Below are 19,197 nucleotides of genomic sequence, written 5' to 3' on the forward strand. Positions count from 1 at the left end.
CCCTTCCCGCCCAGGAGCCACCGTATGAAGTTGAAGACCTCGATCGCCGCCCTCGGGCTGGCGGGCATGACGGTTCTCGCCACCGCCTGCAGCGGCGCCGACACCGGCCCGGCCGGGGGCACGGCCCGTGACGTGACCCAGTTGGAACTCACCCCGACCACGGCCGCGGCCAACGGTGCGGTGGACAGCGTCGACTGGCTGCTGGAGGACGAGCCGGACTCCCTGGACCTCGACACCCAGGGCGGCAGCGCGGGCCGCACCGTGCTCACCAACGTGTGCGAGCGCCTGTACCAGTTGCAGCCCGACATGACCGTGCGGCCGTGGCTCGTCGACAAGGCCGCCCGGCCGGACGCCAAGACCCTGGTCCTGACCGTGCGCGAGGGCGTCACCTTCCACGACGGCTCCGCCATGACCGTCGACGACGTGCTGTTCAGCCTGCGCCGGCACGCGGACCCGGACATGTCCGAGGCCGACGAGTTCGAGAACGTGACGTCGATGAAGAAGACCGGCGCCCACGAGATCACCGTCCGGTTCAAGGAGCCCGACGCCCTGTTCACCAAGGCGCTCGCCGGCGACGCCGGACTCGTCTACCAGCAGAAGCGAGTACAGGAACAGGGGGAGGACTTCGGCACGCCGGGCCAGGCCGACGCGTGCAGCGGACCCTACCGGCTCGCCTCCTGGAAGTCCGGCGACTCCGTCACCCTGGAGCGCTACGACGGCTACTGGGGCGACAAGCCACTGACCGGAAAGGTCGTCTTCCGCTGGGCCGAGGACAGCGCCATGGTCAACGCCCTGCGCACCGGGGCGGCCGACGGCGCCTACACCGACTCCGTCGGCACGGCCGCCGCGCTCGACGGCAAGAAGGGCATCGACCTGCACTTCGGACCCAGCACCGCGACCCTCGACCTCATCCCCACCGAGCGCGGCGGACTGGCCGACCCCGACATCCGCAAGGCCCTCTCCCTGAGCCTCGACCGCGCCGGCATCGCCAAGTCCGGCTACGGCGGCCTGGCCCAGCCGTGGGCCACTCCGGTCGGTTCCGGCGCCTGGGGCTACGAGAAGTCCGTGTTCACCGCCGCACAGGAGAAGCTGACCGGCGCCCCGGCCTCACCCACCGCCGCCGACATCGCCCAGGCCAAGGAACTCGTCCGGAAGGCCGAGCACAAGCCGGACGGGCCGGTCGTCATCGGCACCGACAGCACCCAGGGACGCCTCGTCATCGCCAACGGCGTACGCGCCGCGCTCCAGCAGATCGGCCTCAAGGCCCGGATCAAGACCGTGCCCTCCGCCGAGTACGGAGAGTTCTACGGTGACAAGGCCGCCCGCGCCGACATCGACGTCCTGGTCGCCGACTGGTACATCTCCAAGAGCGACCCCATCGGCTTCTACGACAACGGCGTGTCCGACGACTCCAACAACTGGGTCGGATTCCACAGCGCCGCCTACGACGCGAAGGTCGAACAGGCCAAGCGGACACTCGACGACGCAGAGCGCGCCGAACTGGTCGTGGACATCCAGCGTCGGTTCGCCGCCGCCGCCGTGTGGATCCCCGTGGCGCAGACTCCCACCGCCCTCGCCCTCAGCGACAAGCTCACCGGCCCGCCGGCCTCGATGGCGTACCTCTACCACCCGTGGGCCGCGTCGCTCGGTGCGAAGAAGGGCTGAGCTCATGGTCATCCGTATCGGCAGACGGCTCGCCGGCCTCCTCGCGACCCTCCTGGCGTCGTCGTTCGTCATCTTCGCCGCGATCTACGCCGCCCCCGGCGATCCCGCGGTCTTCCTGGCGGGCGGGCGCGACACCCTCACCCCCGAGCGCCTGGCCGCCGTACGCGAGCAGTACCACCTGGACGAGCCCCTGGTCGTCCAGTACGGACGCTGGCTGTGGGACTGCCTCCACCTGGACCTGGGACGCTCCTTCCAGTACGGCGACGAGGTCGCGGACCTGCTCGCCGCCCGTTTCCCCACCACCCTGGAGCTCGTCGCCTACGCCACCGTCCTCTTCGTGGTCCTGGGCGTGGGCGCCGGCGCGCTCGCCGCGCTCAACCGGGGCCGCTGGATCGACTCGGCCGTCGTGGGCGCCACCACCCTCGCCGCGTCCGTACCCTCCTTCGTCGGCGGCATCGCCCTGGTGGCGCTGTTCGGCGTGCAACTGGGCTGGTTCCCCGTCACCGGCAGCGGGGAAGGACTGGCCGGCACCCTGCACCACCTCACCCTGCCCGCCGTCGCCATGGCCCTGGGCGCGCTCGCCGTCGTCAGCCGGGTCACCCGGCAGGCCGTCGTCGACGCCGACGGAGCCGACCACGTCGCCGCGGCCCGTTCCTCGGGCCTGCCCGAGCGCGAGATCGTCCGACGCCACGTGCTGCGCAACGCCCTCGGCCCGATCGTCACCATGTGCGGTCTGGTCACCGCCGGCATGCTCGCCGGCACCGTGGCCATCGAGACCGTCTTCGGCCTCAGCGGCATCGGCTCCCTGCTCGTCGGCGCCATCAACAGCCACGACTTCCCCGTCGCCCAGGCAGTCCTCCTGCTCATGGTCACCTGCTACGTCGTGGTCACCACCCTCGTGGACCTCGCGCACCCGCTGCTCGACCCGCGCCTGAAGTCCGCAAGGAGCGCCGCATGACCGTCGTACCCGCAGACGCCCCCGCACCGGCCCGGACCGTACGGCGCGCCCGGCGCCCGGTCGCCGCGCTCGTCGCCACCGGCTTCCTCGCCCTGGTCGTGCTCGCCGCCGTGCTGGCCCCGCTGCTCGCGCCGTACGCCCCCGACGCCGTCGACCTGTCGTCCTCCCTGGTCGGCACCAGTGGCGAGCACCTGCTCGGCACCGACGCCTCCGGCCAGGACCTGCTGTCCCGCGTGCTGTACGGCGCGCGCACCAGTCTCGTCGCTCCCGTGCTGCTGCTGGCGCTCGCCGCCGTCATCGGCGTGAGCCTGGGCACCCTGGCCGCTTGGCGGGGCGGCTGGATCGACGCCTTCGTCTCCCGTCTGACCGACGTGATGTACGCCTTCCCCGGGCTGCTGTTCGTCGTCCTGATCATCGCCGTCTTCGGCACCGGCATGACCACCTCGGTGCTCGGCCTCGGCCTGGCCTTCGCGCCCACCATCGCCAAGTACACCCGCAGCGTGGCCCTGACCGAGCGCGCCAAGCCCTACATCGACGCCTACCGGGTGCAGGGCATGGGCGGCGCACGGATCTGCGTACGCCACCTCGTGCCCAACCTCGCCCGGTCGATCGCCGGATACCTGGTGGTCCTCTTCGGCGAGGCCCTGATGAGCCTGGCCACCCTCAGTTACCTCGGCTTCGGCACGCAGCCGCCCAGCTCCGACTGGGGACTGATGGTGCAGGAGGGGCAGTCGGCCATCGTGCAGGGCGCGTTGCTGCCCGCGCTGGTGCCCGGCACCGCCGTCGCCGCCGTCGTCGTGGCCTTCAACGTCGCCGGGGTGCACCTCGCCGACCGGCTCGGAACCAGGAGGTAGCCGCCCCGTGCTGCTCGACATCGACCGACTCACCGTCCACCTGCCCGGCGCCGCCCGGCCGCTCCTCGCCAACGTGTCCCTGCGGGTGGCCGCGGGCGAAGTCGTCGGCCTCGTCGGCGAGTCCGGCTCCGGCAAGTCCACCACCGCCAAGGCCGTGCTGCGCGTCCTGCCCGAGGACGCCGCGGCGCACGGGCGGGTGGCGGTCGCCGGAAACGACGTGCTGACCATGACCGACACCGCGCTGCGCGAGCACCGGGCCCGGCGCGTGGCGATGATCCACCAGAACCCGCGCTCGGCCCTCAACCCCGTCCACCGCGTCGGCGACTTCCTCGTCGAACGCCTCCTGCACATCGGCGGCCACGACCGCCGCACCGCCCGCGAACGAGCCGTCGAACTCCTCGACGACGTCGGCCTGAACGATCCGGCCCGCCGCCTGCGCCAGTACCCGCACGAGATGTCCGGCGGCATGCTCCAGCGCGTCGTGATCGCCGGCGCACTCGCCGCCGACCCCGACCTGATCCTGGCGGACGAGTCCACCAGCGCCCTGGACGTCACCACCCAGGCGGAGATCCTCGCCCTGCTGCGCGACCTGGGGCGACGGCGGGAGACGGGGATGCTGTTCATCACCCACGACCTGCACCTGGCCGCCGCCTACTGCGACCGCGTGTACGTCATGTACGCGGGCCGCATCGTGGAACACCGGCCCGGGAAGAGCCTGTTCGACCACGCCCGCCACCCCTACACCCGCGCGCTGCTCGACTGCTCGCCCGAACTCGGCGTGCCCCGCCCCCTGCGGCCCGTCCCCGGCCGGCCCCCGTCACTCGCCGACGCGTCCGAGGGCTGCCCGTTCGCCGCGCGGTGCCCCCAGGCCGAGTCCGCCTGTGAGTCGTGGACCCCGCAAACGACAGAACTCCCCGACGGCGGCGAGGCCGACTGCCGCCGGTTGCCCGAAGCAGCGGCGGCCACCGCCGGACCGACAGCGAGGAGCATCCCGTGACCGCCACGAAAGCCGTGCCCACGGCCCCGCCGCTGCTCGTCGCCGACGGGCTGCGCAAGACCTACCGTCTCCCCGGCGGAGACAGCCTCGTCGCCGCGAACGACGTGTCGTTCACCCTGCCGACGGGTGGGTCGGTCGGCATCGTCGGTGAGTCGGGCTCCGGCAAGACGACCGTCGCCCGCATGCTCGTCGGACTCGTCCGACCCGACGCGGGAACGGTCGGCGTCGACGGACGGGACCGGACGGCGGGCCGCCGCCGCGGTCGTGGCGAACGCCTCGCCCGGGCCCGGGAGATCCAGATGGTCTTCCAGGACCCGTACCTCTCACTCGACCCCCGGCTGACCGCACGCCAGTGCCTGTCCACCTCGCTGAGCCTGCACGGCGCCTGCGACGCGGACGCACGGATCGAGGAACTCCTGGACCGGGTCGGCCTGGGCTCCCGCGAGGCCGGTGCCCGCCCGCACGAGATGTCGGGCGGCCAACAGCAGCGGCTGGCCATCGCACGGGCCCTGGCGGTGAACCCGCGCGTCCTCGTCCTGGACGAAGCGGTGGCCGCACTGGACGTGTCCATCCAGTCGCAGATCCTGCGGCTGCTCGTCGACATCCGGCAGGACACCGGTCTGGCCCTCGTCTTCATCAGCCACGACCTCGCCGTGGTCCAGCACGTCACCGACGAGACGCTGGTGATGCGTCGCGGCTCCGTCGTCGAACAGGGCCCGACCGCGCGGCTGCTGACCGCACCCGAGAACGAGTACACCCGGTTGCTGCTGGCCTCGGTTCCCCGCCGCGGCTGGGACCCGGCAGCCGCGGTACGCACCCGCGGGGCCACCGCGCCGGAGGGGGCTCGCCACTGACGGGCCGGTGCGACCGAAGTCCCTTTCACTTATCAGCCGACGCGGCCGGGCCGGCTGGATAGTCCGGCAGGGCCACGGTGCTGCTGACTCTCTCGCCCAGCTTGAGCATGCCGTTCAGGAAGAGGGGACGGGAGAGCAGGGCGTTGCGGAGGCGGATGCCGACGGCGGTGGCGGGGGCGAGGAACTTCCCGGTGCGGTCGCCGCCTGTCTGGCAGCCCTTGGCGTATGTGCGGAGCCTGCTCTCGTAGCGGGCGAAGGCCGTCCGGTGCTCGCCCCGGGCTTGCGCCAGCTCGCCGGCCAGGACGTAGGCGGCGACCATCGCGGTTCCCGTACCCATGCCGCCGATGGTGGCCCCGCAGGCGGCATCGCCGACGAGGCACACCCGCCCCGTGGACCAGGTGTCCACGTCCGCCCGGCTGATCGAATCGAAGTACAGGTCGGGGGCCTGATCAAGAGAGGCCAGCAGGCGGGGCACCTCCCAGCCGAGGCCGGAGAAGGCATCGGCGATCAACTTCTTCTGCTGCTCGGGGTCGTGCCGGTCGTACGACAACACGGGCGAGGCGAAGACGAAGAACGCTCCCGCCCGTGCCGGGTCCCGGTGGTCGGCGCCGACGGAGGCGAGCCGCCCCGGTGCGTTGTAGCCGACTGAGCCCTTTGCCGGTCCCGGGTGGCTGTCGCTGGGCAGAGCCCACGTGGCGGCGTAGTAGCCGAGATGGCTGACGTAGTCCTGCTCCGGGCCGAAGGCGAGGCGGCGGACGTTGGAGTGCAGCCCGTCCGCCCCGATCACGAGGTCGAAGTCGCGTGAGGTGCCGCTCTGGAACTCGACCCGCACGCCGGACGCGGTCTCGGTCAGGCCGGTGATCGAGTCGCCGAAGACGTACTCGGTGTGGGGGGCGCTGCGCTCGTACAGCACCCGGGCCAGGTCTTCGCGGAGGACCTCTATCTCGCCGCCGGCGAACTCGGCGGGCAGATGCAGCAGTGTCCGACCGGCCTCGTCGACGAAGCGCATCGGGCTGCCGCTGGTCTGGATGCGGCGCAGCTCCGGCAGCAGGCCCATGCGATCCAGGACGGTCAGATGGGTCTTGCCGCGAAAGTCGACGGCGTGACCGCCCTTGCGCAGGGCCGGGGCGAGCTCGACGACGGTGGGGGTGAAACCGTGGCGCCCCAGCCAGTAGGCCAGCGCCGGGCCGGCGATGCTCGCGCCGGAGATGAGGACGTTCCTGTTCAAGGGATACCTCTCACTAAAACTGTGTCCGGTGGATACAGATGTTTACTGTGTACCATAGACGCAGTTGAATTGCTCCGACAAGGCAGGACCGGAGGGGACTTGAGCGACGAGCACGCCGAGACGGTGCGGCTGCTGTGGGGGCCGCACCCGAAGCCCGCGCGGGGCCCCAGGCCGACACTCGACTTGGCCCGCATCGCGCGGGCCGGCATCGATATCGCCGACTGCAGCGGGTTGGCCGAGGTCTCCATGCAGCGGGTCGCGGCGCAACTGGGCGTCACCAAGATGGCGCTGTACCGGTACGTGCCGGGCAAGGCCGAGTTGGTCGCGTTGATGGTCGACGGTGCGATCGGCCCCTACCCGGCGGCAGGAGAGGCGCGTGGTGGCTGGCGGGAGCAGATGGAGGACTGGGCCCGCCGGCTGCTCACTGTCTTTCGCCGACACCCCTGGGCGCTGGAAGCCGCCGTCGGACCGCGGATCATGGGGCCCGGGGAGCTGTCCTGGATGGAGCGTGCCGTCTCCGCGCTGGACGGAACGGGGCTGAGCGGTGCGGAGCGGATGGACACCGCAGTTCTGCTGACCGGTCACGTACGCGCCATGGCACAGCAAGCCCGCGCAGCGGGTCCCGCGGGCAACCCCGAGGCCCAGCTCGGGGGCATCCTCGGCAAGCTGATGCAGACACACGGCGAGCAATTTCCCGCGCTCACCGCGGCCCTTGCCTCGGCAGCCCGGTCCGAGGGGCAGGACCAGGCATGGGAGTTCGGCCTCCAGCGCATTCTGGACGGCTTGGCCGCACTGATCGACCAGCGCGCTCGATGACCGCTGTACCAGTCGAGTCGTAGGGCTCCTGCTCGTCGGCGAGCGGCTCCTGGTCGCCGACGAGCAGCTTCTTCGACCCGCCCCAGACGGCCTGCCGACCGCCTCGGGCAGCCTGGCTGCGCCCGGCGCCGGTCAGATCCTCACGCAGCGGGGGGAAGTCGACGTCGAGCGCCGGGCCGTAAGCCTCGGGCTGGGTGCCCAGCTCGTGCGTGGAGTACTCGCCGGGGATCGCGCGCCTCCAGCAGCCGCGGCAGCCCACTCTGCTCGATGAGCCCCATGCGGTCGCGGATCCCCGCCCTCGCGGATCGAGTGCGTTCACCTCGTTGCGGATCTTCGCGGGCCGGACGCCGGGTGGATCGCCGCTGCGCCGGTCCCGTCATGATCGTGACAGGTCAGGCGGGATCGCCCGGAGGCCCGCCCGGCCTTCCGGGGGACTGGGCGATCTCGCGTTCCGCGGCTTCGACCAGAGCCAGTACGGCATCCGCCGCGGCCACGGGATCGCGCCTCTCGACGGCCCGCACGACGGCTCGGTGACCCGGCAACGAGGCTTCCACCGCGCCGGGGGTCTGCGTGCTGACGAGGAAGCTGTGCTCCAGGGCGATCTCGACGGCGCGGCCCAGCGAGCCGAGGAGACGGTTGCCGCTGGCGTCGAGCAGGGCCCGGTGGAAGGCGATGTCGGCCTCGATGTACCCGTCGCGGTCGGGAGCCGCCGCCGCGGCCTCCATGGCCGCCAGGGACTCGCACAGGACTCGTACGTCGTCGGGGCCTGCCCGGTCGGCGGCGAGCCGGGCCGCCTCCGGCTCGACGATCCGGCGCAGTTCACCCGTGTCACGCAGAAGAGCCGTGGCGTCCCCGGCTTGTTTCCAGCGCAGTACGTCACGGTCCAGATGGTTCCAGTGCTCAGGCGGCAGCACGCGCGTGCCGGTGCGCGGGCGCACGCGCAGCATGCCCTTGGCGACCAGTGCCTTCACCGCCTCCCGCAATCCCCCTCGGCTGACGCCGATCTCCGCCGCGAGCGCGTCCTCGACCGGCAGCGGATCCCCCGGTTCCCACGTGCCGCCCACGATGCGCCGCCCGAGTTCGTCGACCACTCGCTGGTGCGCGGTCAGGAAATGCACCACGTCCTCCGCCCCCTGGACGCCATTCATCGAATCATTTAATGATTGAGTGACAGGGTACGGCCCGCGGGCCCCGCCCGAGTACGCCCCATCGCGAAGCGCACGACGCCGGAGCCACGGGAGTGCCACATGACGGACGGTCAGCAGACGAGTCGCCGCAGCCAGGCATGGTTCGGCGCACGGGGACGCAGCGGAATGGTGTACCGCTCCTGGATGCGCAACCAGGGCTTCGGGCACGAGGTGTTCGATGGGCGCCCCGTCATCGGCATCGCGACCAGCGCTTCCGAACTCGCCCCGTGCAATGCCCATCTGACCCGCGTCGCCGAAGCCGTCAAGCGCGGGGTGTGGCAGGCGGGGGGCCTGCCCCTGCAGTTCCCCACGATGGCCACCGGCGAGACCCTGATGCGTCCCACCGCCATGCTGTACCGCAACCTGATGGCCATGGAGGTCGAGGAACTCATCCGGGCCAACCCGCTCGACGGTGTCGTGCTGCTGTCCGGCTGCGACAAGACGACACCCGCCATGCTCATGGGAGCCGCCAGCGTCGACCTGCCCGCCGTCATGGTCACCGGCGGGCCGATGCTCAACGGCAAGTACCGGGGCGAGGACGTGGGATCCGGCACCCATGTGTGGAAGTTCGAGGAAGACCTGAAGACCGGCCGGATGACCGAGGAGGAGTGCTTCTTCGCCGAGGGCTGCATGGCCCGCTCCAACGGCCACTGCATGACGATGGGAACCGCCTCGACGATGGCCTGCGTGGCCGAGGCGCTGGGCATGCAGATGCCGGGCTCCGCGGCCTGGCCCGCTGTCGACTCCCGCCGGATGGAGACCGCGCAGGCGGCCGGCCGGCGCATCGTGGGGATGGTGGAGGAGGAGCTGCGCCCCTCGCGGATCCTCACCCGGGAGGCGTTCGAGAACGCCGTCCGGGTCAACGCGGCCATCGGCGGATCCACGAACGCGGTCATCCATCTGACCGCCCTCGCCGGCCGCGTAGGCGTCGAGTTGAACCTGTCGGACTTCGACGACCTGGCCCGCGCGGTGCCGACGCTGGTCAACCTGATGCCCAGCGGCACGTACCTCATGGAGGACTTCTGCTACGCGGGCGGCCTCCCGGCGGTCCTGGCCGAGCTGCTCGACGGGGAGCTGCTGCACGGCGACCAGATCACGGTCACCGGACGCACCGTCGCCGAGAACACCGAGCACGCCGAACGCCTCGACTCCGACGTCATCACCCGCCTCGACGCCCCCTTCCAGCCGGCCGGCAGCGGTATCGCCGTCCTGCGCGGCAACCTGTGTCCCGACGGGGCCGTGATCAAGCAGTCCGCCGCCTCGCCGCACCTGCTCACCCACCGCGGCCCCGCGCGCGTCTTCGACTCCCCGGAGGCCTACCACGAGGTGGCCGACGACCCGGAACTCGACATCGACGAGAACACCGTCATCGTCATCCGCAACGCCGGCCCCAGGGGCTACCCCGGCATGCCCGAGGTCTCCAACGTCCCGCTTCCCGCCAAGCTGCTGAAGGCCGGTGTCACCGACATGGTGCGCGTCTGCGACGGCCGGATGAGCGGCACCGGCTACGGGACGGTGGTCCTGCACGTGGCGCCGGAGGCAGCCGTCGGCGGACCCCTCGCCCTGGTCCGTGACAACGACCCCGTCGTCCTCGACGTCCCGAACCGCACCCTGCGCCTGGACGTCGACGACGCCGAACTAGCCCGGCGCCGGCAGACGTGGCGGGCACCCGCCGAGCGGCACGACAGCGGCTACACCTGGCTGTACACGCAGAACGTGGAACAGGCCGACCGGGGCGCCGACTTCGGATTCCTGCGCGGAAGCCGTGGACACGAGGTCCCCCGCGACTCCCACTGAGCCCGGGTCCCGGACCACCACCCCTCCCTCGAACCCAGGAGAGCATCGACCGTGGAAGCGGCAACAGCACGCCCCCGTCCGGTCCTCACCACCGGATCCGTTCTGCCGGAGGACACCGACCGCGCGGCCCTCGTCGCGCGCGTCCACGCCCCGGAGCACGACGGGCCGTGTGTGGCCGCGGTTCGCGGCGAGCGGGTCGTCGACCTGACGGGCGTCGTGCCCACCGTCTCCGACCTCATGGAACGCGACGACGCTGCGGCAGTCGTCCGCGAGGCCGGGGGAGGACAGGTCTGGAGCCTGGACGAACTCCTTGAGGCGCCCACCGGTCGCCGTGATGCGGCCCATCTGCTCGCCCCCGTCGACCTGCAGGTGATCAAGGCGGCCGGTGTCACCTTCGCCCGGAGCCTGCTGGAACGCGTCATCGAGGAGCGCACCGGCGGCGACCCGGCGCAGGCGGCACGGGTGCGGGCCCGCCTCGGGCAGGCGGTGGGCGGCGCGCTCGACGGCATCCGACCCGGATCACCCGAGGCGGACAGGGCCAGGGACCTGCTGGTCGCCGAGGGACTGTGGTCGCAGTACCTGGAGGTCGGCATCGGGCCGGACCCGGAGGTGTTCACCAAGGCGCCGGTACTGTCCGCGGTCGGCACCGGCGCCGACATCGGAGTCCTCGGCGCCTCGGTGTGGAACAACCCCGAACCCGAGGTCGTCCTCGTCGTGGATTCACGCGGCCGGGTGCGCGGTGCGACGCTCGGCAACGACGTCAACCTGCGTGACATCGAGGGACGCAGCGCCCTGCTGCTGTCCCGCGCGAAGGACAACAACGCCTCGTGCGCGATCGGCCCGTTCATCCGCCTGTTCGACGACGGCTTCGGCCTCGACACCGTACGCGGGCTGGACGTCGACCTGCGGATCGACGGCGCGGACGGCTACCTCCTGCACGGCAGCAGCTCCATGCGCGAGATCAGCCGCGACGTACAGGACCTGGTGGCCGCCACGTACGGTCCGCACCACCAGTACCCGGACGGCTTCGTGCTGTTCACCGGAACGCTGTTCGCCCCCACCGAGGACCGACGGGCACCCGGCGCCGGCTTCACCCACGAGTACGGCGACGTCGTCCGGATCTCCAGCCCGCGGCTCGGCGCTCTGGTCAACACCGTCGTCCCCAGCGAGCAGGCCGCGCCCTGGACGTTCGGCGTACGGGCGCTGACGCGCAACCTGGCCCGCCGCGGGGTTCTGTGAGGCAGGCCGGGACCCCCGGGCCGCCGGCCGGGCGCCCGCCGGCACCGCGACCGAACGCCGGGACGTCCCGGCTCACCCGGCTCACGCCCGGGCAGCCGGCGCCTGCTCGATCGCAGCACGCAGCCGCCGCGTGTGGTCGAGGCGGCGTGCGGCACCGGTCAGCGTGACCCTGGCCGTCAGGCGTGGATCGGCGCTGGAGGCGGCCAGCCTGAGCTCCAGTTCGCCGGGTTCGACCACGCGCCGGCCGTCGCGTCCGGTGAACGAGGCGAGGTCGGCCGGAACGGTGACCCGCAGACGCCGGGCCTCACCCGGCTCCAGGTCGACCCGGGCGTAGCCGACGAGGCGCTGCACCGGCTGGACGACGGAGGCGACCGGGTCGTGCAGATAGAGCTGGACGACCTCGGTTCCGGACCGCCCGCCGGTGTTGCGGACGGTGAGGCCGAGGGTGAACGCGCCGTCCGTCGGTGCCTCCCGGGCGTCCACGCTCAGGTCCGTCCAGTCGAACCGGGTGTAGGACAGGCCGTGGCCGAAGGAGAACGCCGGCGTCGGGTCGATGCTGGACACCTCGCCGAGGTGGGCGAGCCGCGCTCCGAGATAGGTGGCCGGCTGGGACCCCGGCCCGCGCGGCACGCTGACCGGGAGCCGTCCCGACGGGTTGACGCGGCCGCCGAGCACACCGGCGATCGCGCGAGTGCCCTCCTCACCGGGGAAGAACGACTGCACGATCGCCGCGGACTCCTCCACGGCTCGGCCGAGGGAGTACGGCCGTCCCGCGAGCAGCACGGTGACCAGGGGCGTCTCCACGTCGAGGAGGGTGTCGAGCAGTTGCTGCTGCGCCCCGGGCAGTGCCAGCGTCTCGACGTCGCAGCCTTCACCGCTGGTGCCCCGCCCGAAGAGCCCGGCGCGGTCGCCGAGCACCACCAGGGCGATGTCGGCCTCGCGTGCCACCCGGGCGGCCTCACCCAGGCCGGTGAGGTCCCCGTCGTCGACGCCGGTGCCGCGGGCGACCGTGATCTGGGCGTCGGGGAACTCGGCGGAGAGGGCGGCGCGCAGCGTGGGCAACTCGATGCCGTGCGGGGTCCCGGGGTGGCGGACGCCGATGTGCTGGGGGAAGGAGTAGCAGCCCAGTACGGCGACGGCCTCGTCGGCATTGGGGCCGACCAGCGCGATGCGGCGCGGCGCCGCGAGCGGCAGCATGCCGTCGTTGCTCAACAGCACGACGGCTTCCTCGGCGACCGTGCGGGCCAGCGCCCGGTTCTCCGGGCTGTCCAGGTCGATCCGGCCGCGCAGGGCGGAGGGTTCGTCGAGGGCGGCCCCTTCAAGCGCGGCAGGCAGCGGGTTCCAGTCCGGATCGAGCAGGCCGAGCCTCACCTTCTGGGTGAGTATCCGGCGACAGGCCCGGTCGACCAACGCCTCCGGGACACGCCCGTCGGCGACGGCCGCGGCAAGGGGCGCGCCGTACGTCTTGACGTTGGGCAGCTCGACGTCGACGCCCGCCCGCAGCGCCAGGCCGGCGGCGTCGGCCCAGTCGGCTGCGACGCCGTGCAGGGTCTTGAGGAAGGCGATGGCGAAGTAGTCGGCGACGACCGTGCCGTCGAAGCCCCAGGTGTCGCGCAGCAGCCCGGTGAGCAGTTCCTCGTCGGCGGCGGAGGGAACGCCGTCGGTGTCGGTGTAGGCGTTCATGACCGATCGCGCGCCGCCTTCACGGACCGCCATCTCGAAGGGGAACAGCAGGACGTCGGCGCGTTCACGCGGGCCCATGGACGCGGGGGCGAGGTTGCGCCCGGCGCGGGAGGCCGAGTAGCCGGCGAAGTGCTTGAGGGTGGCGACGATCCCGGCCGACTCGAGACCCTGCACGTACGCCGTTCCGATGGTGCCGACGAGGTACGGGTCCTCGCCGATGGTCTCCTCGACCCGGCCCCAGCGGGCGTCGCGTACGACGTCCAGTACGGGCGCGAGCCCCTGGTGGACGCCGACGGACCGCATGTCGCGGCCGATGGCGGCGGCCATGCGCCGCACCGCCTCGGGGTCGAAGGTGGCGCCCCACGACAACGGGACGGGGTAGGCCGTCGCACCCCAGGCGGCGAAGCCGGCCAGACACTCGTCGTGCGCGAGGGCGGGGATGCCGAACCGGTTGGTGCCGGCGATCCGGGCCTGGGTGCGGGCCAGGGACAGCGCGCCCAGGGCGGGGTCGACCGGGACCGTGCCGAAGGGCCGGGTCAACTGGCCCAGTCCGGTGGGCAGAAGCGCGTCGAGATCAACGGCCTCCTCCATGTCGTGCTAGTGGGGAGCCACTTCACCCCCCTGATCGGAGGCGCCCACCCAGACTCCGTACAACTGGGCGGTCTTCTCCTGGAGGGTCATCGCGTCGATCAGGGCGTCGACTCTCGCGGTGACGGAAACCGCGGTGTCGTTCCAGCGGGGGACTTTGGCGGTGTCGTCCATGGCCACGTTGGCGTTCACTTTCCCTCCCACGGCCCGCGGACCCTCGACCGGGCGCGACGGGCGGACGAGTAGACGGGCAGGACTCGGGGCGGAACGGGCCGGGGCCGGTTCCAACGTCGGAGTCGCTCAACGGCTGAACCCGGCGGTCAGTCCGCTCAGCAGTTGACGGCGGCCGAACGCGTACAGGATCAGGACGGGCAGTGTGGTGAGGACGACGGCGGCGAGAACCGCGGGGACATTGACCCCGTACTGGCCCTGGAAGGTCCACAGCGCGAGCGGCAGGGTCCGGCGCTCCGGACTCTGCGTGAGCACCAGCGGCAGCAGGAAGCCGTTCCAGATGGTCAGCGCGTTGAAGATGGTCACGGTGAGGATGGCGGGCCGGGTGAGTGGTGCCGCCAGACGCCACAGCGTCGTCCATTCGCCGGCGCCGTCGACCCGCATCGAGTCGAACAGCTCGTCGGGCACGTTCCGGATGAAGTTGGCGAGCACCAGCACCGACAGGGGGATGGCGAAGGCGATCGACGGGAGGATCAGCGCCAGCAGGGTGTCGTAGAGCCGCAGTTTGATGATGATCAGGTAGACCGGGATCACCGTCGCCTGCAACGGGATGGCCAGGCCCATGAGGAACAGCCCGTTCATGGCGCGCAGCACCCGCATGCGCCGGCCCCGCACGATCGCGTAGGCCGCCATGAAGGAGAACACGATGGCCGGCACCACGGCGCCCGCGGTGACCACGACGCTGTTCAGGAAGTAGCGGAGGAAGCCGGACTCGATGACCAGCCGGTAGTTGTCCAGTGTGGGGTCGCCCGAAGGCACCAGCGGATTGCTCGCGTAGTAGCGGCTCTGGGCCTTGAAACTGGTGATGAGGGTCCAGTACAGGGGGACGGCCACGACGACGAGCCACAGCCATCCGGCCAGGCCGCCGGCCCAGTTGCGTCGGCGTGCCGTCACTGCGGAGCGGCGTTGCCGCTCGCGCGGGACGGGGCTGCGGGGTCGTCGTGCGCGGGGCAGCGTGGTGGTCACGTCAGGCTCCATCGAGTTGGCTCGCACCGGCGTCGCGGCCACCCAGCCGGCGCAGCAGCAGGGCGAGGGCCAGCCCCACCAGAACGAGGACGACCGCGATGACGCTGGCCGGTCCCATCAGACTGGCCTGGAACCCCCGCTTGTACATGTCCAGTGCCAGGACCCGGGTGGCGTCGCCGGGACCGCCTTCGGTCAGGACGAAGATGAGGTCGAAGAAGGTCAGCGACCCGACCACCATCAGCGTGGAGGAGGTGATGATGGTGTATCTCAGCTGGGGCAGCGTGATGCTGAAGAACTGCCGGATCCGTCCGGCACCGTCCAACTGGGCTGCTTCGTAGAGGGATTCCGGGATCTGCTGGACACCGCCCTGGTAGATCAGGGAGTGGAACGGAACGAACTGCCAGGAGACGACGAAGACGACGATGCCGAAGGCGAGCCCGGGCCGCCCCAGCCAGTCCTGGCTGAGCAGGTGCAGCTTCAGCCCGGCCCCGAGGCCGAAGTTGGGGTCCAGCAGGGCCTTGTACGCGATGGCGATGGCCGCGGAGCTGAGCATCAGAGGGACGAAGTACACCACGCCGAGCACCGCACGGTAGCGCTGGCGGCCTGCCAGGAACGTCCCGAGCAGAATGCTCAGCGGCGTCTGAACGGCCCACGACACCGCCATCACCATGAAGGTCACCCAGAGGGCGTGCGGCAGCCCGGGGTCGGTGAGCACTTCGCGCCAACTGGTCAGCCCCGACCGGTGGATCGCGCCGATCCCGTCCCAGGTGGTGAAGCTCAGTGCGAAGACGCCGAGGAGCGGGACCACGGCGAAGCCGACGAAGACCACCAGGGCCGGTGTCGCCAGCCAGGGAAGGACGCTGCGCGGTCGGCGGCGAGGCGGATGACCGGTGAGCGCGCTCATGCGCCGGTGACCGCGTTGAGGTTGCCGGCGAACTGCTGCGGGGAGATGGAAAGCTGGAACAGTTTGACGATGTTGTCCAGCAGGGTCTCGGCGGCCGTCGGACCGAGCGCCTGGTCCCAGGACTGCACGAACGTCTTGGCCCTGCTGGCGATGCCGTAGTTGACCTGGAGGAAATCGGCACTCTTGGAGGCGGCCAGCAGCTTCTCCGTGCCCAGCCGGACCGGCACCGATCCGTTGTCGATCCACGCCTTCACCTCGGCGTCCTGGAGGACACCCGTCGCGAAGAACTCCTTCGCGATCTTCTTCTCCTCGTCGCCTGCCTTCGAGGAGATGGACAGGTACTGCGCGGGGTTGCCGACCGCGTTGTCCGGATCACCCTTGCCGCCTTCGACGGGCGGGAAGTTCATGTAGCCCAGTCCGCCGCCGGGGACGAAGTCCCCGCCGTCGGCCTGCTGGATGCCGTACGACCACGCACCGTGCAGCATCATCGCGGCCTTGCCGGTGTACAGCAGCGCCTGGTCGGCGTTGGAGTCCGCGGTGATGGAGGAGAAGCCCCTGACGAACCCGTCCGCCTTGACCAGCTCCTGCACCTTGGTCAGCGCGGTGATGGCGTCCGGGTTGGACCAGGCGTCCTTCTCGCCCTCGACGACGGCCTGGAAGACCTCGGGGCCGCCGATGCGGTCGAACAGGAACTCCAGCCACATCATGTTCGTCCACCGGGACTGGCCACCGAGGGAGAGCGGCGCTATGCCCTTCGCGTTGAACCTGGGCACCAGCGCCATGAGGTCGTCCCACGACTCCGGCGGCTCCACGCCGACCTGGTCGAAGACCTTCTTGTTGTAGTAGAGGATGATCGGCTGCACGGTCTCGCACGGCATCGCGTAGATCCTGCCGTCGACGGTCGCCGCGCCGAACGAGGACGGGAAGAGCCCCTTCTTGACGTCGGGGTGCTCGTCGAACCACGGGGTGAGGTCCTCGACCTGGCCCGCTTCCGCGTAGGTGCGCAGTGTCCCGCCGCCCCAGCCCCAGATGATGGTCGGTGCCTGTCCCGCACCGATGGCTGTCTTGATCTTCGTCTTGTACGCGTCGTTCTGGAACGTCGTGTCGTCGATCCGGCCGTCGGGATGGGCCTTGTTGAACGCGTCCACCGCGCCGGCTCGGACACCTTCCTGCGGCTGGCCATTCAGGTACCAGTATGTGGCCCCACCACCGCTCTTGCCGGGACCGGAGGAGCCGCAGCCCGCCAGTGCCGCGGAGACCGGCACCGTGGCGGCCAGGCCGAGGAGGGTACGTCGGGAGAGCGCCATGTCATTTCTCCGCACTCGAGAGCCACCGGCTTCTCGTGAGTCATGGTGAAAGGTTTTCGAAACAGCTTTCTCCGTGCTCTGTCCGTGCAAATTAGGTTTCGGGCTGATGGGCTGTCAAGAGCCGTGCCTGTTCCTTCCGGGATGCGTAAGTCCCCTGCGCCGTCCGGGTGTTGTGGTCGGCTGACGAGCCGCTGTCCGGCTCGAAACTGTTTCGAAAGCAGTCGGCTTAGGGTAGACGTGCAGGGCGGTGATCCGGACCTGAGTGCCGGCGGAGCTGGTCAGGTGGAGCTGGTCAGGTACTGCCGAGGCGTCACAGCGCCGCTTCCGGACCGGTGCAAACCCCGGGGCTCGTCGGCACCCCAGGGCGTCCGGGGGGCGGACGGGTGCGTGGCGGGGGTGCCGTACTGTTGACCGGCTCCACCCGCGTTGCCTGGCTCGACGGCAACTCGCCGCACCGGTGGACGTATACGGGAGGGAACCGATGCGACCGAGCGCGCGACGCACCACTTTGGCGGACATCGCCCAAGCGGCCGGGGTCTCCGTCGCGACCGTGTCCAAAGTGGTGAACGGTCGCGGTGACGTGTCACCGCAGACCCGCGCCCGGGTGCAGGAGTTGCTGCACCACCACGACTATCTCGCCCCCGTCTTCCGTCACACCGAGTCCGTCGAAAGCCCGACCATCGAGGTGCAGTTCAAGGGCGGCCTGAAGTCTTACGTCGCCGAGACCCTGGAGGGGATCGTCGACTCCGCCTCCGAACTCGGTGCGTCGGTGGTGATCAGCAAGGCGTCCCATGCCCCGCACTGGGCCCGGGACCTGGTCTCCGCCGGGCGTCGTGCCGTCATCGCGGTCACCAGCGTCTACACCGCGGCGCACCTGAACGAACTGGCCCGGTCCGGGCTGCCGTTGGTCGTGCTGGACCCCTTGCACCTGCCGGACAGCCGGGTGCACAGCGTCGGGGCCACCAACTTCGCCGGCGGCCTGGCCGCGACGCAGCACCTGCTCTCCCTGGGCCACCGCCGCGTGGCCTACCTCGGCGGACCCGCCATGGCCGTGTGCAACCAGGCACGCATGCACGGCTACCGCGCCGCCATGGAGGCGGGCGGGGCGGAGGTGCCCGAGGGCTACGTCCGGCCGGGGGAGTTCACCCACGAGACGGGACTGCTGGGTGCCGCTGCCCTGTTGGGCCTGCGGGAACCACCGACGGCGATCTTCGCAGGCAACGACGAGATCGCCGTCGGGGTCGTCGAGACCGCCCGGGGCCGGGGCCTGCGCGTCCCGGAAGACCTGAGCGTGGTCGGCTTCGACGACACGAGCCTCGCCCGGATGGCCTCACCGCCCCTCACCACAGTGCGCCAGCCACTGAGGGAGATGGGCGCTGCGGCCCTGCGTACCGCGCTCCGGCTCGCCAACGGCGAGAAGGTCGAGTCCCACCACATCGAGCTCGCCACCGAACTCGTGGTACGCGCCTCGACCGCACCGCCACGCGAAGACCCTCCCGAGCGCGGGTGAGCGCCGGGGAGGGACCGACAGCGGCCATGGGGGAGAGGTCTCGGTCGCACCCGCTCTTCACGCGCCGCCCCGAGCGGTACACCACGCGCCACGCGGACAAGTACGACGCCGCGTTGTCCTGCGCGGTCGGGCGGCCCCTGGTGCACGGCACCGTCGCACAGGTACGGTCCGTGGTCCAAACCGGGGGTGCGGGTGCTGTTCTCCAAGCCCGCGGGGGCGGCCCACGAATCACTTCCCCCCACGGCACGTGCCGGCCTCGGAACCGGGGGCCGCGCGGCGACCTGCAGCGACGTCCCGCGACGGTGAAGAGCCGGCCCCGCACGCGGCAGGCACCACGTAAAGAAGGCCAACAGCGGCTCACCAAAAGAAAGTTGTCATGCGGAGCGCCCCAGGAAGGCCCCGTAGAATCTGCC

The 19,197-nt window shown here is 71.2% G+C and carries 14 protein-coding genes and 1 pseudogene; 9 read left to right on the forward strand and 6 right to left on the reverse strand.

Features of this window, described 5'->3' with window-relative positions; all coding sequences use genetic code 11:
• Window positions 1–24 precede the first annotated feature (24 nt).
• From IG88_RS0109365 to IG88_RS0109385, 5 genes are read left to right on the forward strand one after another with little or no spacing between them, the layout of a single operon-like run.
• Window positions 25–1,665: an ABC transporter substrate-binding protein gene (locus IG88_RS0109365; RefSeq protein ID WP_031037347.1), complete on the forward strand. Its 1,641-nt coding sequence runs from the start codon at window positions 25–27 to the stop codon at window positions 1,663–1,665.
• Window positions 1,666–1,669: 4 nt separating this feature from the next.
• A complete protein-coding gene (locus IG88_RS0109370) occupies window positions 1,670–2,623 on the forward strand; it encodes an ABC transporter permease (RefSeq protein WP_031037349.1) in 954 nt (317 codons plus the stop codon).
• Window positions 2,620–3,477, forward strand: coding sequence for an ABC transporter permease (locus IG88_RS0109375; protein ID WP_031037352.1), 858 nt, complete (start codon window positions 2,620–2,622; stop codon window positions 3,475–3,477). Before IG88_RS0109370 ends, IG88_RS0109375 begins: the two co-directional genes overlap by 4 nt.
• A 7-nt stretch (window positions 3,478–3,484) precedes the next feature.
• Window positions 3,485–4,474, forward strand: a complete 990-nt coding sequence (locus tag IG88_RS0109380; protein ID WP_037835634.1) for an ABC transporter ATP-binding protein — start codon at window positions 3,485–3,487, stop codon at window positions 4,472–4,474.
• Window positions 4,471–5,328, forward strand: a complete 858-nt coding sequence (locus IG88_RS0109385; protein WP_051851850.1) for an ABC transporter ATP-binding protein — start codon at window positions 4,471–4,473, stop codon at window positions 5,326–5,328. The genes IG88_RS0109380 and IG88_RS0109385 overlap by 4 nt, the downstream gene beginning before the upstream one ends.
• A 25-nt stretch (window positions 5,329–5,353) precedes the next feature.
• Here the strand turns inward: IG88_RS0109385 and IG88_RS0109390 are convergent, their stop codons facing one another.
• Window positions 5,354–6,556, reverse strand: a complete 1,203-nt coding sequence (locus IG88_RS0109390; protein ID WP_031037360.1) for an FAD-dependent monooxygenase — start codon at window positions 6,554–6,556, stop codon at window positions 5,354–5,356.
• A gap of 99 nt (window positions 6,557–6,655) precedes the next feature.
• Here IG88_RS0109390 and IG88_RS0109395 point away from each other — a divergent pair, with 99 nt between their 5' ends.
• Window positions 6,656–7,372 carry a TetR/AcrR family transcriptional regulator gene (locus IG88_RS0109395; protein ID WP_031037363.1) on the forward strand — a complete coding sequence of 239 codons (717 nt, stop codon included), beginning with the start codon at window positions 6,656–6,658 and terminating at the stop codon, window positions 7,370–7,372.
• A gap of 392 nt (window positions 7,373–7,764) precedes the next feature.
• Here the strand turns inward: IG88_RS0109395 and IG88_RS0109400 are convergent, their stop codons facing one another.
• Window positions 7,765–8,520 carry a FadR/GntR family transcriptional regulator gene (locus tag IG88_RS0109400; RefSeq protein WP_031037365.1) on the reverse strand — a complete coding sequence of 252 codons (756 nt, stop codon included), beginning with the start codon at window positions 8,518–8,520 and terminating at the stop codon, window positions 7,765–7,767.
• 99 nt (window positions 8,521–8,619) lie between these two features.
• Here IG88_RS0109400 and IG88_RS0109405 point away from each other — a divergent pair, with 99 nt between their 5' ends.
• Entirely contained in the window at window positions 8,620–10,356 is a 1,737-nt protein-coding gene (locus IG88_RS0109405) for an IlvD/Edd family dehydratase (protein ID WP_031037367.1), read from the forward strand.
• 51 nt (window positions 10,357–10,407) lie between these two features.
• On the forward strand, window positions 10,408–11,595 hold the full coding sequence (locus IG88_RS0109410; protein WP_031037371.1) for a fumarylacetoacetate hydrolase family protein: 1,188 nt from the start codon (window positions 10,408–10,410) through the stop codon (window positions 11,593–11,595).
• 81 nt (window positions 11,596–11,676) lie between these two features.
• Here IG88_RS0109410 and IG88_RS38510 read toward each other — a convergent pair.
• From IG88_RS38510 to IG88_RS0109430, 4 genes and pseudogenes are all read right to left on the reverse strand, one after another.
• A pseudogene (locus IG88_RS38510) lies at window positions 11,677–14,058 on the reverse strand (glycoside hydrolase family 3 N-terminal domain-containing protein).
• Window positions 14,059–14,166: 108 nt separating this feature from the next.
• On the reverse strand, window positions 14,167–15,063 hold the full coding sequence (locus IG88_RS0109420; protein ID WP_031037375.1) for a carbohydrate ABC transporter permease: 897 nt from the start codon (window positions 15,061–15,063) through the stop codon (window positions 14,167–14,169).
• A 1-nt stretch (window position 15,064) separates the two neighbouring features.
• Window positions 15,065–15,967, reverse strand: coding sequence for a carbohydrate ABC transporter permease (locus tag IG88_RS0109425; RefSeq protein ID WP_031037377.1), 903 nt, complete (start codon window positions 15,965–15,967; stop codon window positions 15,065–15,067).
• A complete protein-coding gene (locus IG88_RS0109430; protein WP_031037381.1) occupies window positions 15,964–17,274 on the reverse strand; it encodes an extracellular solute-binding protein in 1,311 nt (436 codons plus the stop codon). The genes IG88_RS0109425 and IG88_RS0109430 overlap by 4 nt, the downstream gene beginning before the upstream one ends.
• A 481-nt stretch (window positions 17,275–17,755) precedes the next feature.
• On the opposite strand from IG88_RS0109430, the gene IG88_RS0109435 reads away from it, so the two are divergent.
• Window positions 17,756–18,784, forward strand: coding sequence for a LacI family DNA-binding transcriptional regulator (locus IG88_RS0109435; protein WP_031037384.1), 1,029 nt, complete (start codon window positions 17,756–17,758; stop codon window positions 18,782–18,784).
• The last annotated feature ends 413 nt before the right edge of the window (window positions 18,785–19,197 follow it).

It is taken from the genome of Streptomyces sp. NRRL F-5650 (assembly GCF_000721365.1).
GTDB lineage: Bacteria > Actinomycetota > Actinomycetes > Streptomycetales > Streptomycetaceae > Streptomyces > Streptomyces ardesiacus.